This window comes from Paraburkholderia largidicola (assembly GCF_013426895.1).
GTDB lineage: Bacteria > Pseudomonadota > Gammaproteobacteria > Burkholderiales > Burkholderiaceae > Paraburkholderia > Paraburkholderia largidicola.
The window spans coordinates 2455133-2480116 of the sequence record NZ_AP023175.1; the positions used below are offsets into that span (position 1 = coordinate 2455133).

The 24984-nt window shown below is 61.5% G+C and carries 25 protein-coding genes; 16 read left to right on the top strand and 9 right to left on the bottom strand.

Going from position 1 to position 24984, the window contains the following annotated elements; all coding sequences use genetic code 11:
• Nucleotides 1-330 precede the first annotated feature (330 nt).
• Nucleotides 331-1650 carry an oxalate/formate MFS antiporter gene (oxlT, locus tag PPGU16_RS27660; RefSeq protein ID WP_180723559.1) on the top strand — a complete coding sequence of 440 codons (1320 nt, stop codon included), beginning with the start codon at nt 331-333 and terminating at the stop codon, nt 1648-1650.
• A gap of 227 nt (nt 1651-1877) precedes the next feature.
• Here the strand turns inward: oxlT and PPGU16_RS27665 are convergent, their stop codons facing one another.
• Nucleotides 1878-2258, bottom strand: a complete 381-nt coding sequence (locus PPGU16_RS27665; RefSeq protein ID WP_408425050.1) for a hypothetical protein — start codon at nt 2256-2258, stop codon at nt 1878-1880.
• Nucleotides 2259-2537: 279 nt separating this feature from the next.
• On the opposite strand from PPGU16_RS27665, the gene PPGU16_RS27670 reads away from it, so the two are divergent.
• The 9 genes from PPGU16_RS27670 (at nt 2538) to PPGU16_RS27710 (ending at nt 12987) form a co-directional block, all read left to right on the top strand.
• Entirely contained in the window at nt 2538-3257 is a 720-nt protein-coding gene (locus PPGU16_RS27670; RefSeq protein WP_180723560.1) for a GntR family transcriptional regulator, read from the top strand.
• 231 nt (nt 3258-3488) lie between these two features.
• A complete protein-coding gene (oxc, locus tag PPGU16_RS27675; RefSeq protein ID WP_180723561.1) occupies nt 3489-5228 on the top strand; it encodes an oxalyl-CoA decarboxylase in 1740 nt (579 codons plus the stop codon).
• Nucleotides 5229-5254: 26 nt separating this feature from the next.
• Nucleotides 5255-6505: a formyl-CoA transferase gene (gene frc, locus PPGU16_RS27680; RefSeq protein WP_180723562.1), complete on the top strand. Its 1251-nt coding sequence runs from the start codon at nt 5255-5257 to the stop codon at nt 6503-6505.
• A gap of 115 nt (nt 6506-6620) precedes the next feature.
• On the top strand, nt 6621-7052 hold the full coding sequence (locus PPGU16_RS27685) for a PAS domain S-box protein (protein ID WP_180723563.1): 432 nt from the start codon (nt 6621-6623) through the stop codon (nt 7050-7052).
• A 92-nt stretch (nt 7053-7144) separates the two neighbouring features.
• Nucleotides 7145-7381, top strand: coding sequence for a hypothetical protein (locus PPGU16_RS27690; protein ID WP_180723564.1), 237 nt, complete (start codon nt 7145-7147; stop codon nt 7379-7381).
• Nucleotides 7382-7602: 221 nt separating this feature from the next.
• Nucleotides 7603-8874 carry an IS256 family transposase gene (locus PPGU16_RS27695; RefSeq protein WP_418016271.1) on the top strand — a complete coding sequence of 424 codons (1272 nt, stop codon included), beginning with the start codon at nt 7603-7605 and terminating at the stop codon, nt 8872-8874.
• 825 nt (nt 8875-9699) lie between these two features.
• Nucleotides 9700-10947 carry a formyl-CoA transferase gene (frc, locus tag PPGU16_RS27700; protein WP_042311218.1) on the top strand — a complete coding sequence of 416 codons (1248 nt, stop codon included), beginning with the start codon at nt 9700-9702 and terminating at the stop codon, nt 10945-10947.
• Between the two features lie 68 nt (nt 10948-11015).
• On the top strand, nt 11016-11813 hold the full coding sequence (locus tag PPGU16_RS27705; RefSeq protein WP_180723565.1) for a fumarylacetoacetate hydrolase family protein: 798 nt from the start codon (nt 11016-11018) through the stop codon (nt 11811-11813).
• 145 nt (nt 11814-11958) lie between these two features.
• Nucleotides 11959-12987, top strand: a complete 1029-nt coding sequence (locus tag PPGU16_RS27710; RefSeq protein WP_180723566.1) for a 2-dehydropantoate 2-reductase — start codon at nt 11959-11961, stop codon at nt 12985-12987.
• Between the two features lie 65 nt (nt 12988-13052).
• Here the strand turns inward: PPGU16_RS27710 and PPGU16_RS27715 are convergent, their stop codons facing one another.
• Nucleotides 13053-13232, bottom strand: coding sequence for a hypothetical protein (locus tag PPGU16_RS27715; RefSeq protein WP_042311216.1), 180 nt, complete (start codon nt 13230-13232; stop codon nt 13053-13055).
• Between the two features lie 403 nt (nt 13233-13635).
• Entirely contained in the window at nt 13636-14748 is a 1113-nt protein-coding gene (locus PPGU16_RS27720) for a porin (RefSeq protein WP_180723567.1), read from the bottom strand.
• Between the two features lie 323 nt (nt 14749-15071).
• Here PPGU16_RS27720 and PPGU16_RS27725 point away from each other — a divergent pair, with 323 nt between their 5' ends.
• Nucleotides 15072-15860, top strand: a complete 789-nt coding sequence (locus PPGU16_RS27725) for an SDR family NAD(P)-dependent oxidoreductase (RefSeq protein ID WP_180723568.1) — start codon at nt 15072-15074, stop codon at nt 15858-15860.
• Nucleotides 15861-15872: 12 nt separating this feature from the next.
• Here PPGU16_RS27725 and PPGU16_RS27730 read toward each other — a convergent pair whose 3' ends face one another.
• Nucleotides 15873-16013, bottom strand: a complete 141-nt coding sequence (locus PPGU16_RS27730; RefSeq protein WP_180723569.1) for a hypothetical protein — start codon at nt 16011-16013, stop codon at nt 15873-15875.
• Nucleotides 16014-16046: 33 nt separating this feature from the next.
• On the opposite strand from PPGU16_RS27730, the gene PPGU16_RS27735 reads away from it, so the two are divergent.
• Nucleotides 16047-16871: a DUF72 domain-containing protein gene (locus PPGU16_RS27735; protein ID WP_180723570.1), complete on the top strand. Its 825-nt coding sequence runs from the start codon at nt 16047-16049 to the stop codon at nt 16869-16871.
• 18 nt (nt 16872-16889) lie between these two features.
• On the opposite strand, the gene PPGU16_RS27740 is transcribed toward PPGU16_RS27735, so the two are convergent.
• The 4 genes from PPGU16_RS27740 to PPGU16_RS27755 all read right to left on the bottom strand — a co-directional run bounded on the left by PPGU16_RS27740 (nt 16890) and on the right by PPGU16_RS27755 (nt 20047).
• Nucleotides 16890-17231 (bottom strand): hypothetical protein, encoded by a 342-nt coding sequence (locus PPGU16_RS27740; protein WP_180723571.1) that lies wholly within the window; start codon nt 17229-17231, stop codon nt 16890-16892.
• Nucleotides 17232-17661: 430 nt separating this feature from the next.
• Nucleotides 17662-17961, bottom strand: coding sequence for a DUF4148 domain-containing protein (locus PPGU16_RS27745; protein WP_224029232.1), 300 nt, complete (start codon nt 17959-17961; stop codon nt 17662-17664).
• A 219-nt stretch (nt 17962-18180) separates the two neighbouring features.
• Nucleotides 18181-19332 (bottom strand): porin, encoded by a 1152-nt coding sequence (locus PPGU16_RS27750; RefSeq protein WP_180723573.1) that lies wholly within the window; start codon nt 19330-19332, stop codon nt 18181-18183.
• A 268-nt stretch (nt 19333-19600) separates the two neighbouring features.
• A complete protein-coding gene (locus tag PPGU16_RS27755) occupies nt 19601-20047 on the bottom strand; it encodes a hypothetical protein (RefSeq protein WP_180723574.1) in 447 nt (148 codons plus the stop codon).
• Between the two features lie 355 nt (nt 20048-20402).
• On the opposite strand from PPGU16_RS27755, the gene PPGU16_RS27760 reads away from it, so the two are divergent.
• From PPGU16_RS27760 to PPGU16_RS27775, 4 genes are all read left to right on the top strand, one after another.
• Entirely contained in the window at nt 20403-21275 is an 873-nt protein-coding gene (locus tag PPGU16_RS27760; protein ID WP_180725232.1) for a TauD/TfdA dioxygenase family protein, read from the top strand.
• Nucleotides 21276-21319: 44 nt separating this feature from the next.
• Nucleotides 21320-22372: an ABC transporter substrate-binding protein gene (locus PPGU16_RS27765; protein WP_180723575.1), complete on the top strand. Its 1053-nt coding sequence runs from the start codon at nt 21320-21322 to the stop codon at nt 22370-22372.
• 259 nt (nt 22373-22631) lie between these two features.
• Entirely contained in the window at nt 22632-23468 is an 837-nt protein-coding gene (locus tag PPGU16_RS27770; protein ID WP_180723576.1) for an ABC transporter ATP-binding protein, read from the top strand.
• The gene (locus PPGU16_RS27775) at nt 23465-24343 is read left to right on the top strand and encodes an ABC transporter permease (protein ID WP_180723577.1); all 879 of its coding nucleotides are present in this window, start codon (nt 23465-23467) and stop codon (nt 24341-24343) included. The genes PPGU16_RS27770 and PPGU16_RS27775 overlap by 4 nt, the downstream gene beginning before the upstream one ends.
• A gap of 39 nt (nt 24344-24382) precedes the next feature.
• Here PPGU16_RS27775 and PPGU16_RS27780 read toward each other — a convergent pair whose 3' ends face one another.
• Nucleotides 24383-24919, bottom strand: a complete 537-nt coding sequence (locus PPGU16_RS27780) for a cupin domain-containing protein (RefSeq protein WP_180723578.1) — start codon at nt 24917-24919, stop codon at nt 24383-24385.
• Between the last annotated feature and the right edge of the window lie 65 nt (nt 24920-24984).

Consider the following 24984-nt stretch of genomic DNA (forward strand, 5'->3'; position numbering starts at 1 on the left):
TCGCATTCATAAACGATCGCGAATACATTCGATAAGTTTCTTTAATTATTCCCAATCCGGTGCGTGCTCTTACGATGGGTCAGCCCGGATGCGTCCTGATTTAAGGGTTAACACGTGCAATGAGCGTTTTTAAGCGCACTGCATTCGGGAAAATCCGCAGGCTGCTGGAATAAAAATGTAAAGACTGAAACCTGTTTGAATGGTTAACTACACAGGTCTGTCGAAAGTCCCCAGCGCCGGGTAGAAGAAAACAGCAAGGCGGATGCGGGCAGCGTGATGACCGATTGCGCCGCCAGCATCGAAAACACTAGAAATGCGGAGACGATGCTCATGAATGGAAACACCCGACAGGCGACGGGAAGCGGTCTATTTTCGAACCGTTGGTGTCAATTGGTGATCGGCATGTTGTGCATGGCCCTGGTCGCCAATCTTCAATATGCATGGACGCTCTTTGTCGCGCCGATGAATGCGCGGCACCACTGGGGCGAAGCATCGATCCAGCTTGCATTCTCGATCTTCATCGTCACGGAGACGTGGCTCGTACCTATCGAAGGATGGCTCGTCGACCGTTTCGGTCCACGTCCCGTCGTCGCGGGCGGCGCGATTTGCGCGGGCCTCGCGTGGATGCTGTTCGCGCATGCGACGACGCTGCCCGAGCTGTATATCGGGTCCGTCGTGGCCGGCATCGGCGCGGGCGGTGTGTACGGCACCTGCGTCGGCAATGCGTTGAAGTGGTTCCCGGACAAGCGCGGTCTCGCCGCGGGCCTGACGGCTGCGGGTTTCGGCGCAGGCGCGGCGGTGACGGTGATTCCGATTGCGAACATGATTACGCGCTCGGGTTACGAGCACACGTTCCTGTTCTTCGGCATCCTGCAAGGCGTGGCGATCTTCGTGCTGGCGCTGCTGCTGCACAAGCCGACGACGCGCGCCGCATCGAACATCAAGCGCAAGTTCGCGGTCAGCAAGATCGACTACACGCCGGGGCAGATGATCAAGACGCCCGTGTTCTGGGTGATCTACGCAGCCTTCGTCGCGGTCGCCGCGGGCGGCCTGATGGCAACGGCACAGATTGGTCCGATCGCGAAGGACTGGGGCCTCGCGAAGCTGCCGATGACGATGTTCGGCATGACGCTCCCGCTGCTGACGATGACGCTGTCCATCGACAACATCTGCAACGGCTTTACGCGTCCGTTGTGCGGTTTCATCTCCGACAAGATCGGCCGCGAGAACACGATGTTCGCGATCTTCATCGGCGAAGGTCTCGCGCTGCTCGGCATGATGCAGTACGGCCAGAACCCGTATGCGTTCATGACGTTCGCGGCACTGATCTTCCTGTTCTGGGGCGAGATCTTCTCGATTTTCCCGGCCATTTGCGCGGATACGTTCGGCAGCAAGTTTGCGGCGTCTAACGCGGGCACGTTGTATACGGCGAAGGGCACGGCGGCGCTGCTGGTGCCGCTTGCGTCGGTGTTGTCGGCCACGGGCGGCTGGAGTCTGGTGTTCATCGTCTCGGCCGTCATCACGATTGCGGCGGGCGTGTCGGCGAAGTTCGTGCTCGCACCGATGCGTGCACGGTTGATCGAGTCGGGGACATCCGCGTCCTCTTCGTCGGCCAACGCTTCGCGATTAAGCGCAAGCTCGGGCGAGTGAGGCAGGGCGCCATTCTGGCGCGCTGCAGCGAGGATCATCATTGAAGTGTTGAAGCGGTGCGCGGCCTCAAGGGGCGGCGCGCCGCTTAGTTTTTTCCGCTTGAGTCACACGCGTCTGTTTGCGCCGACCGCATCGCTTCGGCAATCGACGAGCCAATAAAAAATCTCCCGCGCTTCATCAGCGCGGGAGATTGCTTGCGTCCTGCTGCGTGTGCGGCTTGCCGTTCTTCAGGCGCCTGCAAGAGCGGGCACACCGTCATCGGCAAAGTACTGCGAAAACGAAAAGCCCGAACGATTCGAACGATGCGCATCGCTCGACGCCTCGATGCGCGTCGGCAGCACCTCAGGCGTATGCGCGCTCTTCTTCGCGAGAATCGCCGCGCTCAGGAACTCGGCGCTGTACGCATTGAGCAGATGCGCCTGATGCGCCTCCAGATAGGCGACGACGCGAGCATGTTCGCCGTCGATCGTCGCAAGCGACGTCAGCGTCTGCGCGTCCCAGCGGAAGCGCAAACCGAGGTCGGCGAATGCGCTGTTGAAGGCGCACAGCTGCGCCTCGATTGCGCGCTCGTAGTGAGTCCGGTGTTGATCGTGTGCGTTGCGCATCATGCTCTCCAGTTCATCGATTGCGTGAAGACAGCTTAGGCGCGCCGATAGATTCACGATAGTTAAAGTTTTCTTTGAAAACTATTCACTAACGTTTATGGAGAACCTGCTGCAGACCTAGGGTGCAGGAGAAGTGGTGACGACAAGATATGTGATATACAGTATTGCACATATGCAAAGCGGTATTAGCAGACATGCAGAAAGGCCGAACGACCGCGCCTTAACCGGCGCATCCGTCGAGCGGGCCATCACCGTTTTCGACAATGAGGAGACACGTCGACCATGTCCACCGACACGCAAGAAAATGTCCGCACGATCCCGTTGAGTCTGAATCTCACGCCGATCAGCGCGACAGCTTCGCTGCGGGATCAGGCGTACGCGCGACTCAAGCACGCGATCGCGAACACCGACATCTATCACTCGCGCACCGAAGTGCGGCTGGATGAAAAGGAATTGACCGAGGCGCTCGGCGTGAGCCGCACGCCAGTGCGCGAGGCGATGACGCTGCTCGAACAGGAAGGCTTTCTGCGCACGGTGCCGCGCCGCGGCGTGTACATCCTGCGCAAGACCAAGAAAGAGATCGTCGAGATGATCTGTATGTGGGCCGCGCTCGAAAGCGTGGCGGCGCGTCTCGCGACACAGCGCGCGTCGAACGAGGACATTGCCAGGCTACGCGGGATGTTCGACGACTTCCATTCGGCGACGCCGACCGATCACATCGAGGAGTACTCCGAGGTGAACATCGCGTTTCACCAGGCGCTCGTCGAGCTATCCGGTTCGCAGATCATCCTCGACACGATCAAGAACATCTTCATGCACGTGCGCGCGATACGCCGCATGACGATCGCGCAGAGCGACCGTGCGTCGCGTTCGATCGAAGACCACATGCGCATCATCGAAGCGCTGGAAGCGCGCGACACCGAGCGCGTCGAGACGCTGGTCCGCCAGCACTCGCTCGACCTCGCGTTGTATGTCGAAGCGCATTGCGATTTTCTGGACTGAGGGCCGCCACCACCGACACATAGCGACCCCAGGACTATCCCGAACGGGCACTTGATGCGATGCACGATTCAGGCGCCCAGACCCTTCAGACACAAAGCCCTAGCCAACTTTTGCAATGCAGCAACACCAGACGGAACCCGAAGCACCTGCAAAAATCCGTTGACTAATATTGTGTTTGGAATATTGTATATCACGAGACGCCACACAACACCCGGCCAAGGAGGAGACGTCATGGCAGATGTACTTGAGATCAGACCGCAAGAATCCGCTGAAGAGAACGCACAACAAACGACGGACGGTTTCCACCTCGTCATCGATGCACTCAAAGCAAACGATATCGACACGATTTTTGGTCTGGTCGGCATTCCTATCACCGACCTCGCGCGCCTCGCGCAAGCCGAAGGAATGCGCTTTATCGGATTTCGTCACGAGCAGCACGCAGGTCATGCAGCCGCTATCGCGGGCTACATGACGCAAAAGCCCGGCATCTGTCTCACGGTGTCCGCACCGGGCTTCCTGAACGGCCTCACGGCCCTCGCCAACGCAACGACGAACTGCTTCCCGATGATCCTGATCAGCGGATCGAGCGAGCGTGAAATCGTCGACTTGCAGCAAGGCGACTACGAAGAGATGGATCAGCTCAACGCAGCGAAGCCGTACGCGAAGGCTGCGTATCGCGTGCTGCACGCGGAAGACATCGGCATCGGCCTCGCACGTGCGATTCGCGCTGCCGTGTCGGGTCGTCCGGGCGGCGTGTACCTGGATCTGCCCGCGAAGCTGCTGTCGCAGACCATCGACGCCGTGAAGGCCAAGCAGTCGCTGGTACGCGTGATCGACGCCGCGCCGCGCCAGCTGCCCGCGCCTGATTCCGTCAAGCGCGCGATCGATCTGCTGAAAGGCGCGAAGCGTCCGCTGGTGCTGCTCGGCAAGGGCGCAGCGTACTCGCAGGCCGACAAGGAAATCCGCGCCTTCATCGAGAAGACGGGCATTCCGTATCTGCCGATGTCGATGGCCAAGGGCCTGCTGCCCGATACGCACGAGCAATCGGCTTCGGCTGCGCGTTCGTTCGTGCTGGCCGAGTCGGATGTCGTCGTGCTGGTCGGCGCGCGTCTGAACTGGCTGCTGTCACACGGCAAGGGCAAGACCTGGGGCAAGCCGAAGCAGTTCGTGCAGATCGATATCTCGGCGCAGGAAATGGATAGCAACGTCGCGATCGCGGCGCCTATCGTCGGCGATATCGGTTCGTGCGTTGCTTCGCTGCTCGACCAGGTTGGCGACGACTTCCCGCAGCCGCCGAAGGAATGGCTCGACGCCGTCAGCGAGAAGAAGAACACGAACCTGCAGAAGATGGCCGCGACGCTCGCGAAGAATCCGTCGCCGATGAACTTCCACAGCGCGCTGCGCGTGCTGCGCGACATCGTCAAGGCGAATCCGGATATCAACGTCGTCAACGAAGGCGCGAACACGCTCGACTATGCGCGCGCCATCATCGACATGTATCAGCCGCGCAAGCGTTTCGATTCGGGTACGTGGGGTGTGATGGGCATTGGCATGGGCTTCGCGATCGGTGCAGCCGTGACGAGCGGCAAGCCGGTGCTCGCGATCGAAGGCGATAGCGCGTTCGGCTTCAGCGGCATGGAACTCGAAACGATCTGCCGTTACGACCTGCCCGTGTGCACGATCATCTTCAACAACAACGGCGTGTATCGCGGCACCGACGTGAATCCGACAGGCGGCAAGGACGTCGCGCCGACGGTGTTCGTGAAGGACGCGCGCTACGACAAGATGATCGAGGCATTCGGCGGCATCGGCTACAACGTGACGACGCCAGAAGAACTGGAGAAAGCGGTGAAGGAAGCGATCGCATCCGGCAAGCCGACGCTCATCAACGCAGTGATCGACGAAGCGGCGGGCACCGAAAGCGGACGCCTGACCAATCTGAACCCGCAAAGCGCGGCAATGAAAAAGTGACATCAGCCAACCACGGAGATACAAAAGTGAGCAAACCACTCGAAGGCGTCAAGATCATCGACTTCACGCACGTCCAGGCAGGTCCTGCGTGCACCCAGTTGCTTGCCTGGTTCGGCGCGGATGTGATCAAGGTCGAGCGTCCCGGCTCGGGCGACGTGACGCGTAACCAGCTGCGCGACATTCCGGAAGCCGACGCGCTGTACTTCACGATGCTCAACAGCAACAAGCGTTCGCTGACGCTCGACACGAAGACGCAGGACGGCAAGGAAGTGCTCGAAAAGCTGATTCAGGAATCGGACGTGCTGGTCGAGAACTTTGCACCGGGCGCACTGGACCGCATGGGCTTCACGTGGGAGCGCATCAACGAACTGAACCCGAAGATGATCGTGGCATCGGTCAAGGGCTTCAGCGACGGCCACCACTACGACGACCTGAAGGTCTATGAAAACGTCGCGCAGTGCGCAGGCGGCGCGGCATCGACGACGGGCTTCTGGGACGGCCCGCCGACGGTCAGCGCAGCGGCGCTCGGCGACAGCAACACGGGTATGCACCTGGCCATCGGCATTCTCACGGCGCTGATCGGCCGCGACAAGACGGGCAAGGGGCAGAAGGTGGCCGTGTCGATGCAGGACAGCGTGATCAACCTGTGCCGCGTGAAACTGCGCGACCAGCAGCGTCTGGACCGCGTCGGCTACCTCGAAGAGTATCCGCAGTATCCGCACGGCGAATTCACCGACGTCGTGCCGCGCGGCGGCAATGCGGGCGGCGGCGGTCAGCCGGGCTGGGTGCTCAAGTGCAAGGGCTGGGAAACGGACCCGAACGCGTACATCTACTTCACGGTTCAAGGGCACGCGTGGGAGCCGATTTGCCGTGCGATCGGCAAGCCGGAATGGATCGACGATCCGGCCTACATGACGGCGCAAGCACGTCAGCCGCACATCTTCGATATTTTCAACACGATCGAAGCGTGGCTCGCCGACAAGACGAAGTTCGAAGCTGTCGACATCCTGCGCAAGTTCGACATTCCGTGCGCACCGGTTCTGTCGATGAAGGAAATCGCCAACGACGAGTCGCTGCGTGCGAGCGGCACGATCGTCGAAGTGGACCACAAGGCGCGCGGCAAGTACCTGACGGTTGGCAGCCCGATCAAGTTCTCGGACATGAAGCCGGAGATCACGGGTTCGCCGCTGCTCGGCGAGCACACGGAAGAAGTGCTCAAGGACCTGGGCTACAGCTTCGATCAGATCGCGAACTTGCGGGAAGCGAAAGTGGTGTAATCGTCATCGGCGTAACAATGGGCTCCGGCACAGGAGAGACGGAGCCCACACGAACAGCGCCCGCGTGGCGCTGTTTTTACTGAGCGGCAGCGAGCCCATAACACACGAGCCCTATATGCAAGCAGCCATCGATTTTGAACAGCTGGTCAACGCGATCGGCGATGCCGTCGTGATTTCGGACGCGCAAGGCGCGATTACGCTGTGGAATCCCGCAGCGGAGCGCATTTTTGGTTTTACGCAGGAAGACGCGCTGGGTCAGTCGCTCGATCTGATCATTCCCGAGCGTTTGCGCGGGCGTCACTGGGAAGGCTATGAGAAGACCATGGCGACGGGACAGACACGCTATGGCAACGATCTTCTACGCGTGCCTGCTGTGCATAAAGACGGGCGGGCGTTGTCGATCGCTTTTACGGTTGCACTGTTGTATTCACCCGAGCGTGAACTCACGGGCATTGTCGCGGTGATCCGCGATGAAACCGCGCGCTTCCAGGAAGACCGCAATCTGCGCAAGCGCATCGCGGAGCTTGAGGCGCGCATCGGCGCCTGAGGTGTTCTCGAAGGCGGTATGCGCCGCCTTGCACTCGCGCAGTCAATATCAACGTCTATCGCCGTTGCGGCGATTCAGTACGGAGAGCATCGATGCGTGTGGAAATTTTTGGACCTTATCAGGTCGAGCTGTCGGCTATGCAGTTCATTCATAACGGTGGGTGGGCGGCGTTTGCCGCCGTTCGCAAACTGGATGATGGGGCTGAGGCGCCCGTGCATGTTCTGCCTTATCAACAGGTTGTTGATCACACTGTGTTTGCTACTGAGGCGGCTGCTATTGCCGCTGCTCGCGGGGTTGCTTTTGCGGTTATTGGGCCGCAGGCGGGGTGAAGGTTTTTTTGCCGTGCGGCGCTTGGGTGGTTTGCTTGTGTTTGCGCTGGCATCCGCGTTATGACGTACCCCTTCACGCGTTGCCCCTGTGCGGGGCGGCACCTACTTTTCTTTGCCGCCGCAAAGAAAAGTAGGCAAAAGAAAGCGGCTCACACCGCCAGCCCGGGGCCTATCCGTCATTTTGTGGGCGAGGCATATCATGAGAGGTAAAAGTCATGGATATGCCAATGAAGAAGAAACGCACGGTGGCGTCTCAGGCAGCGGCCCGAGGGCCGCTGCCTGAACTGCCCAAGGCACTGCTGGACGAACTGGTCAAAGGGCCGATGACGCCAGGCGAGGTGCAGGATCTGATGCTGGCGTTTAACAAGGCGATTATCGAACGCGCGATGGGTGCGGAGATGAATCTGCATCTGGGGTATCCGCCGGGCGAATCCAAACCCGCTGGCCAGGCCAACGAGCGCAACGGCGCCAGCCGCAAGACGGTCATCACCGATCGTGGCGTCGTCCGGGTCGAGTTGCCGCGCGACCGCGACGGCAGCTTCGAGCCGATCCTGATCCCCAAACACGAACGCCGCTTCACCGGCTTTGACGAGCGCATCATCGCGATGTACGCGCGTGGCATGAGCGTGCGTGAGATCCAGGCCTTTCTGGCCGAGAGCTACGGCACCGAGGTGTCGCCCGATTTCATCAGTTCGGTCACCGACGAGGTGATGGCCGAAACGCTGGCCTGGCAGAACCGTCCGCTCGAGACGATGTACCCGGTGGTCTTCTTCGACGCGTTGCGGGTCAAGATCCGCGATGACGGTGTGGTCAGCAACAAGGCGGTGTATCTGGCTCTGGGCATTCAGGCGGACGGCCAGCGCGATGTGCTGGGCCTGTGGATCGAGCAGACCGAGGGCGCGAAGTTCTGGCTCAAGGTGTTCAACGAACTCAAGACCCGCGGCTGCCAGGACATCCTGATTGCGGTCGTTGACGGCCTGAAGGGGCTGACCGACGCGATCGGCGCGGCTTATCCGAAGACGGCGGTGCAAACCTGCATCGTGCATCTGATCCGCAACAGCCTGGAATACGCGGGCTGGAAGGACCGCAAGGCCGTCGCCCAGGCGCTGCGTCCGATCTACGCAGCGGCCAGCGAAGAGGCCGCGAAGCAGGCTCTGCAAGCCTTCGCTGATGGGCCATGGGGCGCGAAATACCCGAGCATCGTGCAGTCCTGGCAGCGCGCATGGGAGCACGTCACGCCGTTCTTCGTGTTTCCACCCGAGATCCGACGGGTCGTGTACACCACGAACGCCATTGAGAGTCTGAACATGCAGTTACGCAAGATCATCAAGACCCGCGGTCACTTCCCCAATGACGATGCTGCCATCAAGCTACTCTGGCTGGCATTGCGCAACGTCCTGGCCAAAAACGTGCGCTCAGCCTTCGACTGGAAGTCAGCCATGAACCAGTTTGCTATTCTGTTTGGCGATCGATTCACGCAGGCGCGCGGCTAACGATTCCTTTAACCGCCTCGCCCACAAAAATGCGGACAGGCTCCCAGCCCGTATTCTTATCCACGGGCCCTCAACGTCCCCAGACTTCACACCGAAGCAATCCTGTTCACGTGCGTTGCCAACGCCCTCTCTTTGCGCCTCACCCGCTTCACGCTCCCGCGTCGTCGCGCGCGTGACCAGATTTCCCACGTTCTGTAGCGGCAAACTGTGTGTTGGCCATCGCGCCGCATATGCGTTACTTCGGACCGTAATTGCACGCGTACCTCCATGTAGGAGCGCTGCCTTTTACGACGGCACGACCTACACACAGTTTGCCGCTATGGGGCCGTCGATATTCCATATCGTGGGTCACGGCGTCGGTGCGTGAAACGGGGGAGGCACTTGATAAGCGCGTGGGCAACTTGCGTTGGCTATTTCGTCGACGTTCGAAGCGTGGGGACGTTGGGGGCCCGTGGGTAATCACAAGGATTGGCGGTGTGAGCCGCTTTCTTTTGCCTACTTTTCTTTGCGGCGGCAAAGAAAAGTAGGTGCCGCCCCGCACAGGGGCAACGCCCGCGCCGCGTAGGCGCCACGCGGATGCCAGCGAAAAAAGCCCGCGCCGCAGACGCAAAAAAACCACGGCCAAGAACAAAAAACCACAAAAACCACCCATCGCCAGCGCCCAACAAGACCTTGGGGTTTATCCCCACTAAAAACCTGGCAAAAAAGCTTGCTCAAATACCAGGCTGTAAATACGATATATCACATATCAGGCGTGTTCAAAGCGCGGGCAAAAACCGCCCGGCATGCGCAAGCAACACATTCAACAATGATGGGAGACGTAGCATGGGCAAGGCACTCGACGGTGTGCGCATTCTCGATTTCACCCACGTGCAATCAGGCCCGACCTGCACGCAGTTGCTCGCATGGTTCGGCGCAGACGTCATCAAGGTAGAGCGCGCAGGCGCAGGCGACATCACGCGCGAACAGCTGCGCGACATCCCCGATGCCGACAGCCTGTACTTCACGATGCTCAACCACAACAAGCGCTCGGTCACCATCGACACGAAGAATCCCGAAGGCAAGCTGGTGCTCGAGGCGCTGATCCAGAAGTGCGACGTGCTGGTGGAGAACTTCGCGCCGGGCGCGCTGGACCGCATGGGCTTCACGTGGGAGCGCATCCAGGAGCTGAACCCGAAGATGATCGTCGCGTCGGTCAAGGGCTTCGGTCCCGGGCCGTACGAGGACTGCAAGGTCTACGAGAACGTCGCGCAGTGCGTGGGCGGCGCGGCCTCGACGACGGGTTTCGATGACGGCCCGCCCGTCGTGACGGGCGCGCAGATCGGCGACAGCGGCACGGGACTGCATCTGGCGCTGGGCATCGTCACGGCGCTCTACCAGCGCACGATGACGGGCCGCGGCCAGAAGGTGCTCGCGGCGATGCAGGACGGCGTGCTGAACCTGTGCCGCGTGAAGCTGCGCGACCAGCAGCGGCTGGAGCGCACGGGCGTGATGAAGGAGTACCCGCAGTATCCGAACGGCACGTTCGGTGAAGCGGTGCCGCGCGCGGGCAATGCATCGGGCGGCGGTCAGCCGGGTTGGATTCTCAAGTGCAAGGGCTGGGAGCACGACCCGAACGCCTACATCTACTTCATCACGCAGGCACCCGTGTGGGTCAAGATCTGCAACGTGATCGGCAAGGAAGAGTGGGCCACCGATCCCGAATACGCGACGCCGACCGCGCGCCTGCCGCGCCTGAAGGAAATCTTCGCGGAGATCGAACGCTGGACGATGACGAAGACCAAGTTCGAGGCGATGGAAATCCTGAACAAATACGACATTCCGTGCGGGCCGATCCTGTCGATGAAGGAGATCGCGGAAGACGACTCGCTGCGTAAAACAGGCACGATCGTCGAGGTCGATCACCCGGTGCGCGGCAAGTATCTGACAGTGGGCAATCCGATCAAGCTGTCGGACAGCCCGACGGACGTGACGCGTTCGCCGCTGCTCGGCGAGCACACGGATGAAGTGATGGCCGAACTCGGCTATTCGCGTGAACAGATCGAAGCGCTGAGGACGGTCGGCGCAATCTGAAGATTCAACTTCGTGACGCGGGCGTATTCACCGTGTCGGTCGACAAAAAATTTGTGGAGACAGTTTCGATGACATCGTGGATACGCTTTCGGCAGCCGCAAGGTCATATCGGTTTCGGCGTGCTCGATAACGGCAGCATCGCCGAATTCGAAGGCGACATGTTCGGCGAGGCAACGGCGACGGGCAAGCAGTTGCAACAGGACGACGTCGAGTTGTTGAGCCCCTGCGTGCCGAGCAAGGTCGTCGCGCTCTGGAACAACTTTCATGCGCTGTCGCAGAAGCTCGGCAAGGCCGCGCCCTCGCATCCGCTCTTTCTGATCAAGCCGCCGATGTCCGTGATCGGTCCCGGCGCGCCCATTCGCCGCCCCAAAGGCTATAGCGGCAAGATCGCCTACGAAGGCGAACTCGGCATCGTGATCGGCAAGCGCTGCACGAATGTCTCGCCCGAAGAAGCCGACAGCTACATCTTCGGATACACCTGCATCAACGACGTCACGGCCGTCGACCTGCTGAACGAAGACCCGAATTTCGCGCAATGGTGCCGCTCGAAAGGCTTCGATACGTTCAGCTGCATCGGGCCCGCGATCGAAACGCAGTTCGACTGGCGCAACGCGAATGTGGTCACGCGCCTCGACGATGTCGAGCGGCAGAACTATCCGATCTCCGACATGATCTTCACGCCTGCCGAACAGGTCAGCATGATCTCGCACGACATGACGCTGATGCCCGGCGACGTGATCGCCTGCGGAACGTCGGTCGGCGTCGGCTCGATCAAGGACGGCGCGACGGTCGTCGTGTCGATCGACGGGATCGGCGCGCTGCCGAACCAGCTCGCCGTCGCAAGGCAGCTCGAAACGGCAGCCTGAAAAGAACACGCACTGAGCATGCAAATGAGAGCCGGACGCGTCATCGCCAATGAGTCGACCATGAATCGACAATGACGATCGCGCGCTGCGTCGCGAGACGCCCGGCTCGATCTCACTGATCACTTCTTGGAATGGGAGCAGATAGATGAAGATCTGTGTTTATGGAGCCGGCGCGATTGGCGCCTATGTCGGCGCGGAACTGGCGCTTGCGGGCGCCGATGTCAGTTTCGTCGCACGCGGCCCGCATCTTGCCGCGATGCAACGCAACGGCGTGCGTTTGCTGATCGACGATACCGAGCGTCTCGTCAATGTGCGGTGTTCGTCGGACCCGCGCGAGCTGGGGCCGCAGGACTACGTGATCATCGCGCTGAAGGCGCATTCGGTGCCGGGTGTCGTCGATGCCATGCAGCCGCTGCTCGGGCCTGAAACGGCCATCGTGACGGCCGTCAACGGCATTCCGTACTGGTACTTCTACAAGCATGGCGGCGAGTTCGCGAACACGACGCTCGAAAGCATCGACCCGGGCGGCACGCAATGGAAGAAGCTCGGGCCTGAACGCGCAATCGGCTGTGTCGTCTATCCCGCCGCGGAGATCGTCGAGCCGGGCGTGATCAAGCATGTGTACGGCAAGAAGTTTCCGATCGGCGAACCCGACGGCACGCGTTCTGCGCGCGTCGAAGCGCTGTCGCAGGTCATGGTTGCAGCGGGACTCGATGCGCCCATTCGCGACAACATCCGCGACGAAATCTGGCTGAAACTGTGGGGCAATCTGTGCTTCAACCCGATCAGCGCGTTGACGCACGCGACGCTCGATGTCATCACCAGTCACGTCGGCACGCGCGCCGTCGCGAAGACGATGATGCTCGAAGCGAAGTCCGTGGCGGACCGCTTCGGCGTGCATTTCCGGGTGGATGTCGAGCGGCGTATCGATGGCGCGGGCGCAGTGGGTGCGCACAAGACCTCGATGCTGCAGGATCTCGAAGCGGGACGCCCGATGGAAATCGATCCGCTGCTGACCGTCGTGCAGGAAATGGGGCGGCTGGTCGGGCATGAAACGCCGACCATCGATACCGTTCTCGCGTTGATCAAGCTGCGCGAGCAGATCGCGCAGCGCAAGGACGACGCGCCTGCGGCGAAGCCGGAGCACGCTGCGCCTAGCGCGAAGGCCGCCTAAGTCGCGGTGTCGTATCGCAGAGTCAAACGCGCGGGCCGTCACACAGCCCGCGCGCCGCTTTCACGTCAGCCGACGCAGGCTTCCTCGCGCCGGCCCACACTATGTCCGACCCACAGCCCCGCGTCGTACGCCGCTTCCAGCGCGGCGAGCACGTCCGGATGCTCGTTCAGTTCCTCGATGCCGAGCGCCTCGCGCGCGATCAAGCCAAGCAGTTCGAGACGCTCTTCATAAATGGGGCTTTTCATGGCACCTCCTTCAAGGTTGAAATCGCTGCGGCAGCATTCGCTGGCGGGTCGCGCTTCACGACGTTGATGTCATGCGCGACACGGTCTTTCTCATTGCCGTTGTCGAAACTGAACATGGGCCGGAAGCAAGCCCGTCAGCGGCAGGAGCGCGATTGCTGCGATCGAAGTCGACCTGGAGAGATGCGGTGAGCGCGAACGCGCGTATTGATCTCTGGCTTCCGTCTCAGGTTGAATCACTGTGCGATTCAATAGTAGGCAAATGCGGGCTGCCTTGCGCGTGGTCAAGCGCCGCATATCGAAGTACTACTCGAATCGGGTGACAGCGGGGCGTATTCCGGCAGTGGCATGAGGTCCATGCCAAAGTGGAATGCGCCTGTCATTGTTCGTACGAATACGGTTTTGGTCAGAAGACGTGCATCACGCCAACATAGGCGCCCGTTTGCGATTCGCCGGGCAACGGGTTCGTGTTCGCGCTGCCCGTTGCATCGCGCGAGGTCGCGAGCAAAGAGAAGTTCGCATGGCTGCTGTTGCGCATGTAGGCGACCGTGCCGTAAAGGAAGGTGCGCTGGCTCAGGTTGTAGGTGGAGCCGAGCACGAACATCGTCGCGTGTCCGGCGGGATCGTGCGTCGCGTCGCCGGAGCCGTCGCTCAGATGGACGTAGAAGGCGGCCGCCGTCACGGCGAACTGATGCGTGGCCTCCCACGTCGCGCCGAGCCAGTAGTAGTCGGCGCTGTCGGCGAGGCCTGCCGGCGTATCGGGTGCGGCGAGGTGCGTATAGGCGCCCTGAATCTTCACCTTCGATACACGCACGTTCGCGCCGACGAAGTACTCGCGCGAACTCGTGAAGACATTGGTCATGCGTCCATTCACGTCGCGCAGTTCGTCGTAGATGCCGCGCACGTCGAACAGTTGCGAGTGATACGTGAGCATGATGCCGTCCGAGCGGCCAAACTCGCCGGGCGCGCCGCGGTTGAATCCGTCCGCCTGATTACCTAACGCGTATTGCCCCTGCACATCGAAGCCATGAAAGACGGGGCTGTGATACTCGATGTTATTGCTCGTCTGTTGCCAGTTGCGCCCGCGCACGAGCGATGCCGACGAAAAAGCCTGCTGCACGAACGGATCGAATTCCCAGACGCCGTCGCTGTCGATGAACAGGTTGCGGCCTGCCTGAATCTGGCCGTAGCGTTTGTCGGCGAGTCCGACATACGCGCGGCGCGAGAACAGCCGGCCGCCGCTCGTCGTGCCGTTCATCACCTGCAGTCCCGTTTCCAGATCGAACACCGACGACATGCCGCCGCCAAGATCCTCCGATCCCTTGAAGCCCAGCATGCTGGTGCCCCAGTCGCCGCCTTCGGCTGTCCAGCTGGAGGTGCTGCCGCCTGAGGGCGTTGCGATGTGATTCAGATACTGGATGCCGCCATCGATGCGGCCATAGAGCGTCACGCTGTTCTGCGCGAATGCGACGGGAGAGGCGAGTGCGAGCAGCGCCGCGAGCCGTGTGCGTAATTTCATGAGCGTCTCTTCGTATCCTCAATGCGTGGATAACTCGTTATCTGGACATTGCACCGGTTGGCTACGCGTTATGCATGGATGTGTTGTCGCGCGCCCGGCGAATGTCAGTCGGATGCTAGTACCGTTTGAAGAATCCTGCTCGCAATCGCGCAAGCCGCTGACTTCACAGTGATTGCCCGCGCCGCGCGTGGCACCCGTCCCGCCGGCTGCAATATTTTTTCCCCGGTCCTACACTCGCGATTGCAACTTCGCGATGCAGGACGATAGCGCGTTGCGCGCGTCTTGTCTGCGTTCCGTTTATCGACCGATTGAAAGGAAACCAGATGGATCTCAAGATCAGCAACAAGCTTGCGCTCGTGACAGGCTCGACCAAAGGCATCGGCCACGCGATCGCCGTCGGGCTCGCGCGCGAAGGCGTGAACGTGATCGTCAACGGCCGCTCGCAGCAATCGGTCGATCACGCCATCGAGACGCTGCGCGCGCAAGTGCCCAACGCCACCGTGCAAGGATTCGCCGGCGACGTGTCGGACGCGGCACAAGTCGCGCGGCTCGTCGAGCGCTTTCCGCAGGTCGACATTCTCGTCAACAACATGGGCATCTTCGATCCGAAGCCGTTCGAAGAAATTTCCAATGAAGAGTGGCTGCGTTTCTTCAACGTGAACGTGATGTCCGGCGTGCAGCTGTCGCGCGCGTATCTGCCCGGTATGAAGCAGAAGAACTGGGGGCGCGTGGTGTTCATCAGCAGCGAAAGCGGCATCCAGATTCCAACCGAGATGATTCACTACGGCTTGACCAAGACCGCGCAGCTCGCGCTCGCACGCGGTCTCGCCGAAACCTGCACGGGCACGGCCGTGACGGTCAACTCGGTGTTGCCGGGACCGACCAGCTCGGACGGCGTCGAGGAATTCATCGACAAGCTCTCGGGCGGACAGACCTTCGAGGCCTTCGAGAAACAGTTCTTCGAACAGGCCCGGCCCAGTTCGATCCTCAAGCGCTTCACGACGCCCGAAGAAATCGCGAACATGGTCGTGTACGTGTGCTCGGAACTGTCGTCGGCGACCAATGGCGCGGCGTTGCGCGCGGATGGCGGCGTGGTGCGTGCGGTGTTCTGATCGTCTGTTCTTCTACGCGTCGCGGCGAACGGGCGAGCGCTCCGTTTGCCGCGACACGGCCAGCCCCGCCTTGCCTTCTCCGCCTTCGTTTGGCGTGATGCGCCGATGCGCCGTTCGGAAATGCCGGCTTGCATCGTCTATTCTGTGCATCATTGCTCTCGCGCGGCCTGCGCCAAGGCGTGAACCATGACGACTCGAAAAAAGACGGCGAACGCAACGCGGATCCGTGTCGGCATCGGCGGCTGGACGTTCGAGCCGTGGCGCGGCGTGTTCTATCCGAAAGGGCTCGCGCAGAAGCGCGAGCTGGAATACGCGAGCCGCCAGCTGACGGCGATCGAGATCAACGGCACCTTCTACGGCTCGCAAAAGCCTGCGACGTTCGCGAAGTGGCACGACGAAACGCCCGACGACTTCATGTTCGCGCTGAAGGCGCCGCGCTTTGCGACGCATCGGCGCGTGCTGGCGGAAGCACGCGATTCCGTCGAGCGCTTTGTTGCGAGCGGCGTGCTCGAACTCAAGAACAAGCTCGGCCCGATCAACTGGCAATTCCCGCCCACCAAACAGTTCGATGCCGATGACTTCGGCAGCTTCCTCGAATTGTTGCCCGCGAAGGTCGATGGACAGACCTTGCGCCATGCCGTCGAAGTGCGTCACGAGAGTTTCTGCGACGAGGCGTTCGTCGCGCTGGCGCGCAAGCACGGTGTCGCGATCGTCGTAGCGGGCGATTCGAAGTATCCGCAGATCGCCGATCCGACGGCGTCGTTCGTCTACGCGCGCATCATGGGCACGGAGGAGGCGAATCCGAGCGGCTATGCAAAGAAGGCGCTCGACAAGTGGACCGAGCGCGCGCAGACCTGGGCCGCAGGCGGCGCACCCGACGATCTCGACACCTATGCCCGCGCCGCGCCGAAGAAGGCGCGCGATGTCTATCTGTTCGTGATCAGCGGGCACAAGGCGCACAATCCCGCTGCCGCGATGGCGCTCATCGAGCGGATCAAGGCGGCGCAGTAACGGCGCGTAGGCAATGACTCAGCGTTCGGGCGCTTCGAGCGTGCAGGATTCGTCGGGAAACGGTGTGGCGGCCACGGTCGCCACGGGGCGCAGCGGCGGCTCGAACGCGGCCCACTGCGTCCAGTCGGGTGTCGCACCGGGCGCTTTCAGGCGAAGCGCCCGCGAGCCGTCGACGAAGACGAGCGATTCGAGATCGAAGAGACTCTCTGAAGCGACGCCGCCCGGTGTCGCGCGGCCCATCTGATGGGTGAAGTTGAGATTGCCCTCGCGAAGCAGATCCAGATAGCTGTCGCAATGCGAGGCGGGCGGCCTGACCGTCCACCGGTTCAGCAGTTTTGCGGCGATTTCGGCATCGAACATCGTGATTTCTCCTCGCCTGAGCGACCGCGTGCCCGATGGGCCGCGGCGGGCTGGTGTCCGCTTCGGGGCGGACTATCCGTCAATAATCAGCGCTTTCGCGGATGCGAAAGACATGTCCACCCACCACTATAGACAAAAATATGGTGCGATGCACAAAGCCAGATTGAGATTGCGGTCTAATCGTTGTTTTTGGACTCAATCCGCGTGCGGTGGCGTGGCTAACTGCTAGACGGAAGCGAGAAGAAGCGCGCAATTGCGCGATAAATGATGTAACTTGATTGAATTTGTGAGCGGTGATCGCGTGGCACAGGCCGTCGTACATTTGTTCGTACGATAAGGGCGGCGAGCCTCGCACATCAGGCAATGCCCCGCGAGGCGCACACAGCGTGAAAGTGCCGCGCAATCGCGCGGCACTGCGCCAGTCGAAACATCACTGCGCGACAGGACGCCCCGCGCCCGTCTGCGACGAACCCGAGATGCCCGCGCCATACGCCGATTCGGCGGCACGTTTGGCAGCGAGCCGCTGCATCGCATCCTGCACCTTCGACGGATAAGTCGGGTCTTCGCCGCCTCCCGCCTGATAGCCGACGGAGGCGAGATCGGCGAGTTCCTGGCGAACCTGCGCGCGCGTGAGACGAGTGCTGGGTTCCTGCGCCTGCGAGAGGGTGGGTGCGGCGGCGAGCAAGGCCGCTGTCAACATGGCGGCAGCGGCGGCAACTGTGGACTTCAAGACGTTCTCCAATAGCGATCCGGGGTGCCGGCGGTGTTGCATGAGCCGGCAAAACAAGTCTACGGATCGCACCCGCGGAGAAAAACGGCCCGATCTGGAAGGCAGCCTTCCGTCTCGCAGAAAGATGCGGCGCAATGGACACGTAAAAAAAGCCCGCCGCGCAGAACGCGGCGGGCTTCAACACGCAAATCCCGGATGGTTCGTTAAAGCAGTGACGCTTTAGAAGCGGTGACGCATGCCGATCGTCGCGACAACCTGGTTGGCCGTCGACGATGCGCCGCCCGACGTGTTGATGAACGCGACATAGTGCTGTCCGATGGCGTGCTGATACATCGCTTCGGCGTACACGTCCGTGCGCTTCGAGAACGCGTAGATGGCCTGCGCGTTGACCTGGTTGAACTTCGGATCGGAACCGAAGGTCGGCGAGCCGCTGATGTGGCCGTCCGTATAGGTATCGGTGATACCGAACGTGATGGCGGGCGTGAACTGATACTTGGCGTTCAGTTCGTAGTTGTCGAAATGCATCGAGCCGTTCGTCATCGCGAAGGCGTTCGTTTGCTGATAGTGGCTGTTCGTGTAGACGAAGCCGACCGTCGCGGGACCGAACGCGTAGTTGATGCCCGCGCCGAACACGCGCTCGACGCCCGCGCCAACCTGGAATCCGCCCACGCCGTTCGCCGCCGATTCCGCCGTATCGACTGCGCCGCCCGTGTTCGTCGTGCTGTTCGAGCCGTTGATCTGCAGGTAACCGGCTGCGACGTTCAACGGACCCCACTGGTAGCTCGCGCCCGCGCTGTATGCGCGGTTGATCGCGAAGTCGGTGCTGTTCGAGAACGCGTACAACGCGCCGAACTTGAAGCCCGCGTAGTTGCTGCTCGTGTACTTGACGGCATTGCTCATCCGTACCGAGTGGTTCAGGTTGTCATTGTCGAACGGGTGAGCGAAGCCCGTGTCGCCGAACGTGCCTGCCGTGCCCGACAGCGGCGCGACGAAGTCGACCAGCGAGTCGTACTGGCGGCCCAGCGTGAGCTGGCCGTAGTTGGCGCTGCTGATGCCCACGTAAGCCTGGCGGCCGAACAGACGGCTGTGCTGGCCGAGCGTGCCGTTCTGCACGTTGAAGCCGTTTTCGAGCACGAAGATCGCCTTGTAGCCGCCGCCCAGATCTTCAGCGCCGCGCAAGCCGAAGCGGCTGCCGTTGATGGTGCCGCTCGTCGCCTGAAACAGCGCGCCGCTCGTGCCGCTCTTTTGCACGTTGTTGGTGTACATCAGGCCCGCGTCGATGATGCCGTACAGCGTGACCGAGCTTTGCGCGTGCGCGCCCGTTGCAGCCAATGCACCGAGCACCGCGACTGCGGCGGGAATTCTTTTCATGGTTGAGCTCCAGCTATTCCAGACAATGAGTGAAAAACAGCCTGGCGAGTATAGGAAAACGCGGGGCTCGATTTAACGCCGTGTTGCTGCAGCAGACTCTTGCGTCACACGGTGTAAATGATTCATCAAATCGAAATAATCGCTGGAAAAGTTCGCCGTGAAGCGGCGCGCGATCAACCCGCTACGCATGAATTGCGCGGATGAGATTAGCTGGGAGGGGATTTCTGTTTGATGGCAGCGTGCACCGTTTGGGCGAATTACAACACTCTCAGCCGGCGCTGCACACGATCGCAGTCAGAATGAAAGGCAACACCTGTTTGACGGTCGCTTCGCTGCCCGACTGCTGCACACGCACGCGCACCGACTCCGAAGGACCGGACACGACCACGCCATAGATCGAATCGGCTTCTACCTTGCCGGAGCCCTGCCGGAAGATCGCGTCGTCGCGCTGGTAGCCGAGCACGGCATAGACGTGAAAGCCGAACGCCGTGAGATCGCGGCCGCGCTTCGGGCGAAACGCATTCACCGAATTGGATTCGACCCGCATCGGATTCGGGTCGATGTATTGATCGTCGAGCAGCGGCTGAATGAAGGTATGCGCGTCGGTCTTGCAGACGAGCTGGTCGTCGAGGTCCAGCGCACGCGCGGGCGTGCAGCAGAGTCCCGCACCCAGGGCGGCCAGCACGGCAATCGAGTGGATGTAATCCTTTGTCATGTTTGGCGCGAGACCCTGAGCCGGAGATGGCCGGTCCCTGATGGTAGCCCGAAGTTGTCACGCACGTCAGCGAACGTCTGTGCGCTAACGAGCGATGCCACCATGCGGCCGCACAGTGCGACGGATTCTCAAAGTGGCGCGCGCGCCGCGAAGCGGCCTCGCACAATGGCGCGAAACCATCAAGTGCGGTGCTCCAGGCTAGCCAGCCGTTTATCGCTAAAGCAGATATGAGTATGGGATTTGCTTCGTTGACGCACCCGGACGCTGGCCGTAGATTGACTTCATCGTTGCAACCCTACAAAGAACATTCAGCGTGACAACCACTGTTTCGTCCTCTCAACACGCCGCTCCGCGCGTGCAAACGGCCGGCGTGCGCCAGCCGCTCGAAATCGTTCCGTTCGATGCGCCCGTCGGCGCCGAAGTGCTCGGCCTCGATCTGAACGAGCCGCTTTCCGCCGAAGATTTCGCGCGCATTCACCGCGCCCATCTCGACTATCACGTGCTGGTGTTTCGCGACCAGCGCATCACGCCCGCGCAGCACATCGACTTCAGCCGCCGCTTCGGGCCGTTGCAGATTCACGTGCTGCATCAGTTTCAGTTGCCCGGTCATCCTGAAGTGCTGATCGTGTCGAACATTCGCGAGAACGGTCAGCCGATCGGACTCGGCGACGCCGGCCACTTCTGGCATTCGGACCTGTCGTACAAGGAAAAGCCGAGCCTCGGCTCGCTGCTGCACGCGCAGGAACTGCCTTCGGAAGGCGGCGACACGCTGTTCGCGAACATGCATCTGGCGTGGGACACATTGCCTGAGCATTTGCGCAAGGCCGTCGAAGGACGCACGGCCGAGCACACGTATCTCGCCAAATACGCGGAACTGCAAAAGCGCAACCCGTGGCGGCCGAATCTGTCGGCCGAGCAGATCGCGGAAGTGAAGCCCGTGGTGCATCCCATCGTGCGCACGCATCCGGAGACGGGCCGCAAGGCGCTGTTCGTCAGCGAGCATTTCACGACGCATATCGTCGGCCTGCCCGAAGACGAGAGCCGCGAGTTGCTCGAAGCTCTGTTTGCGCACAGCGTGCGTGACGAACATATCTATCGTCACCAGTGGTCGGAGCACGATCTCGTGTTCTGGGACAACCGCTCGCTGATGCATCTCGCTGCAGGCACGCCCGATCATCTGCGTCGCAAGCTGTATCGCACGACGATCGAAGGCAACGCGCCGTTCTGATCCGCGCGCAGTCTTCATTTCCGTTTCCGACACCCGGAGTTTCGATGCCGTTTTCATTTCGACCGGCCGCGGCGCGGCCGTCTTTCGCGCGCCGTTTTGTTTCGACGATGCTTGCATTGTCGCTAGGCGCAACCAGCCTCGGCATGTCGCTCGATGCGCACGCTGAAGGTCATATCCGTGTTGCCGAACAGTTCGGCATCGTCTATTTGCTGCTGAACGTCGCACGCGATCAACAGTTCATCGAGAAAGAAGGGCGCAAGGAAGGGCTCGATATCAAGGTCGACTGGGTGAAGCTGTCGGGCGGTTCGGCCGTGAATGACGCGCTGCTGTCCGGCTCGGTCGACGTTGCGGGCGCAGGCGTGGGTCCCTTGCTCACGATCTGGGACCGCACGCATGGCAAGCAGAACGTGAAGGGCGTCGCGTCGCTCGGCAATCTGCCGTATTACCTCGTGTCGAACAACCCGAACGTGAAGACGATTGCCGACTTCACCGACAAGGACCGCATCGCGCTGCCGGCTGTTACGGTGTCGGTGCAGTCGCGCGTGTTGCAGTTCGCGGCGGCGAAGCGTTGGGGCGACAAGGAGTACAACCGTCTCGACAAGCTCACGCAGGCCGTGCCGCATCCCGATGCAGCGGCGGCGATCATTGCGGGCGGCACGGAAATCACGGGACACTTCGGCAACCCGCCGTTTCAGGAACAGGAACTGGCTGCGAACCCGAAAGCGCATATCGTGTTGAATTCATACGATGTGCTGGGCGGACCGAGTTCGGCAACCGTGCTGTACGCAACGGAGAAGTTCCGTAACGAGAACCCGAAGACGTATCGCGCGTTCGTCAACGGACTGGCCGATGCGGCGCAATTCATCACGGCGAATCCGGAAGCCGCCGCGGATATCTACATTCGCGTGAATCAGGCGAAGACGGATCGCAATCTGCTGCTCTCGGTGATCCGCAATCCGCAGGTGCAATTCAAGGTCGCACCGCAAAACACGTTTGCGCTTGCGCAGTTCATGTATCGCGTCGGCGCGATTCGCAACGAACCGAAGTCGTGGAAAGACTACTTCTTCGATGATCCGGCGACTGCAGCCGGAAGCTGACCGCTGCCACGTTCGACACACGAAAAACCCGCTATTTCAGCGGGTTTTTCCGTTTCTGGCGCGAGTGAAATCGCGCTGTTGGACAAGACGCGACGGCGGTCATAGCGCGATTTACGGCGCTTATGCATCACAGCGCATTGAATATCTACTTTCATTGGTTGGTCTTTGCGGAGGCTCACCGTATGTTGTCGTTTTGCCTATGCGGTGTCGTCATCGTGAAAGTTATTTCGCACGCAGTTCAACTCAAAGGAGCGCGTTGATGGTCGCGAATCCTTCCGTGCTTTTCCCTGAACAAGCCGCGACGCAGGCAAGCGAGCCGGTGCATTCGAGCCGCCTGCTTGCCGTCGATCGCGTGAGCCTCGAATACCGCACGCGCGAGCGCGTGGTGCGCGCCACGCACGACGTCAGCTTCGACGTGTATGGCGGCGACCGTTTCGTGTTGCTCGGGCCATCGGGCTGCGGCAAGTCGACGTTGCTGAAAGCCGTCGGCGGATTCATCAAGCCGGCCTCGGGCACGATCACGCTCGATGGCGAAACGGTGCGCGAGCCAGGCGCGGATCGCATCGTCGTGTTCCAGGAGTTCGATCAGTTGCCGCCGTGGAAGACAGTGCTGGAGAACATTGCATTCCCTTTGCGCGCGGCAAAGAAATTGAGCCGTGCCGAAGCGAAAGAGCGCGCACAGCACTATCTCGACAAGGTCGGCCTCGCAGCGTTCGCCGATGCGTATCCGCACACGTTGTCGGGCGGCATGAAACAACGCGTCGCGATTGCGCGCGCGCTCGCGATGCAGCCGCGCGTGCTGCTGATGGACGAGCCGTTCGCTGCGCTCGATGCGCTCACGCGTCGCAAGATGCAGGAAGAGTTGCTGCGCCTGTGGGAAGAGGTGCGCTTCACGCTGCTGTTCGTCACGCATTCGATCGAGGAAGCGCTGGTCGTAGGTAGCCGCATTCTGCTGCTGTCGCCGCATCCGGGACGCGTGCGCGCCGAACTCAATAGCCACCAGTACACACACGACAGCTTTGGCCGCAGCGACTTCCAGCATCGCGTCGCGCAGATTCATCGCCTGCTGTTCGAAGAGACGGAGTCCGCCCGATGAGCACCCCATCCACCCTGTTGCCGCCCGTGCGCGCGGAATACGAGCGGCCGCTCGAACCCGTCGGCGATCTCGCCGTCGAAGCGCCGTTGCCGCTCGCGCGGCGTCTTGCGAACCAGACATGGCTGAGCAAGACGATCATCGCGATCGTGCTGATCGCCGTGTGGGAAATCGCGGCGCGCGCAATCAACAACGACCTGTTGCTGCCGACCTTCGGCGCGACGTTCGTGGCATTCGTGCAGGGCATCGCGTCGGGCGAACTGCTGCAGAAGACGGCTGTGTCGATGTCGGTGCTGTTGCGCGGCTACCTGCTCGGCGTCGCGCTCGCGTTCGTACTGACCTCGCTCGCGGTGTCGACGCGCATCGGCCGCGATCTGCTGTCGATGCTCACCGCGATGTTCAACCCGTTGCCGTCGATCGCCTTGTTGCCGCTCGCGCTGCTGTGGTTCGGCCTCGGCACGGGCAGCCTGCTGTTCGTGCTCGTGCATGCCGTATTGTGGCCGCTTGCGCTCAACACGTATTCGGGTTTTCGCGCCGTGCCCGCGACCTTGCGGATGGCGGGTCGCAATTATGGCCTGACGGGCCTGCGCCATGTCGTGCTGATACTCGTGCCCGCTGCGCTGCCGTCCATCCTCGCGGGGCTGCGTGTCGGCTGGGCTTTCGCGTGGCGCACGCTGATTGCGGCCGAACTCGTGTTCGGCGCGAGCAGCGGCAACGGCGGACTGGGTTGGTACATTTTCCAGAACCGCAACGAGCTGTATACCGACCGCGTGTTCGCGGGACTCGCCGCTGTCATCGCGATCGGTCTGCTCGTCGAGCATCTGGTGTTCGATACGCTGGAGCGCGTCACCGTGCGCCGCTGGGGCGTGCAGCACTGACGCCGCACCATCGCGGGGCAACGCTCGCGCTGCGAACGCTTACGCCTCGTTCAGCCAGTGCTCGATCAACGGCCCCTGCGCGCCGCCCACCGGGTCGCTACGCGGAAACGGCAGGGCTTCCATCGCGGCGCGTTCCTTGTCGGTCAACGCGTCGCGCCGGATGTCCCATTGCTGGCCCGGCGGATACGCGCCGATCACATTGAGCGGCCCGCTCGACGATTCGAGGCAATGCCCGGTGCCCGCCGGCAGCAGGATCACGTCGCCCGCTTCCAGATGCACGACACGGCCGCCCGGGCCGCCCACGATCACATCCGCCGTGCCCCCGGCGATGCCCAGCACTTCATGCGCCGACGAATGAAAATGGTGATAGTCGAAGACGCCGTTACGCCACTTCGGCGGCCAGCCGTTGCGCTGGAACATCGCTTCGAACGCGTCGGCTAGCCGGTCGCCCGACGCGTCGCCGTCCAGCACGTCCCGATACAGGATGACGGGGAGATGCGCGTTGTTCGGCACCCAGTCGCGCGGGCCGAGCCGGAATACGTCCGCGTGCACCGCGCCCCTCGTATGTGCTTGCATGTCTGCTCCTCGAACTGATGCTGATGCGCCGTGCATGCGAGTTGAAAGACTGCTTCGCATGAGCG

Excerpts from the sequence above, each read along its gene's own strand:
- oxlT (WP_180723559.1), top strand. The coding sequence starts at position 331 with ATGAATGGAAACACCCGACAGGCGACGGGAAGCGGTCTATTTTCGAAC.
- PPGU16_RS27665 (WP_408425050.1), bottom strand. The coding sequence starts at position 2,258 with ATGATGCGCAACGCACACGATCAACACCGGACTCACTACGAGCGCGCA.
- PPGU16_RS27670 (WP_180723560.1), top strand. The coding sequence starts at position 2,538 with ATGTCCACCGACACGCAAGAAAATGTCCGCACGATCCCGTTGAGTCTG.
- oxc (WP_180723561.1), top strand. The coding sequence starts at position 3,489 with ATGGCAGATGTACTTGAGATCAGACCGCAAGAATCCGCTGAAGAGAAC.
- PPGU16_RS27685 (WP_180723563.1), top strand. The coding sequence starts at position 6,621 with ATGCAAGCAGCCATCGATTTTGAACAGCTGGTCAACGCGATCGGCGAT.
- PPGU16_RS27690 (WP_180723564.1), top strand. The coding sequence starts at position 7,145 with ATGCGTGTGGAAATTTTTGGACCTTATCAGGTCGAGCTGTCGGCTATG.
- PPGU16_RS27695 (WP_418016271.1), top strand. The coding sequence starts at position 7,603 with ATGCCAATGAAGAAGAAACGCACGGTGGCGTCTCAGGCAGCGGCCCGA.
- frc (WP_042311218.1), top strand. The coding sequence starts at position 9,700 with ATGGGCAAGGCACTCGACGGTGTGCGCATTCTCGATTTCACCCACGTG.
- PPGU16_RS27705 (WP_180723565.1), top strand. The coding sequence starts at position 11,016 with ATGACATCGTGGATACGCTTTCGGCAGCCGCAAGGTCATATCGGTTTC.
- PPGU16_RS27710 (WP_180723566.1), top strand. The coding sequence starts at position 11,959 with ATGAAGATCTGTGTTTATGGAGCCGGCGCGATTGGCGCCTATGTCGGC.
- PPGU16_RS27715 (WP_042311216.1), bottom strand. The coding sequence starts at position 13,232 with ATGAAAAGCCCCATTTATGAAGAGCGTCTCGAACTGCTTGGCTTGATC.
- PPGU16_RS27720 (WP_180723567.1), bottom strand. The coding sequence starts at position 14,748 with ATGAAATTACGCACACGGCTCGCGGCGCTGCTCGCACTCGCCTCTCCC.
- PPGU16_RS27725 (WP_180723568.1), top strand. The coding sequence starts at position 15,072 with ATGGATCTCAAGATCAGCAACAAGCTTGCGCTCGTGACAGGCTCGACC.
- PPGU16_RS27730 (WP_180723569.1), bottom strand. The coding sequence starts at position 16,013 with ATGATGCACAGAATAGACGATGCAAGCCGGCATTTCCGAACGGCGCAT.
- PPGU16_RS27735 (WP_180723570.1), top strand. The coding sequence starts at position 16,047 with ATGACGACTCGAAAAAAGACGGCGAACGCAACGCGGATCCGTGTCGGC.
- PPGU16_RS27740 (WP_180723571.1), bottom strand. The coding sequence starts at position 17,231 with ATGTTCGATGCCGAAATCGCCGCAAAACTGCTGAACCGGTGGACGGTC.
- PPGU16_RS27750 (WP_180723573.1), bottom strand. The coding sequence starts at position 19,332 with ATGAAAAGAATTCCCGCCGCAGTCGCGGTGCTCGGTGCATTGGCTGCA.
- PPGU16_RS27755 (WP_180723574.1), bottom strand. The coding sequence starts at position 20,047 with ATGACAAAGGATTACATCCACTCGATTGCCGTGCTGGCCGCCCTGGGT.
- PPGU16_RS27765 (WP_180723575.1), top strand. The coding sequence starts at position 21,320 with ATGCCGTTTTCATTTCGACCGGCCGCGGCGCGGCCGTCTTTCGCGCGC.
- PPGU16_RS27770 (WP_180723576.1), top strand. The coding sequence starts at position 22,632 with ATGGTCGCGAATCCTTCCGTGCTTTTCCCTGAACAAGCCGCGACGCAG.
- PPGU16_RS27775 (WP_180723577.1), top strand. The coding sequence starts at position 23,465 with ATGAGCACCCCATCCACCCTGTTGCCGCCCGTGCGCGCGGAATACGAG.
- PPGU16_RS27780 (WP_180723578.1), bottom strand. The coding sequence starts at position 24,919 with ATGCAAGCACATACGAGGGGCGCGGTGCACGCGGACGTATTCCGGCTC.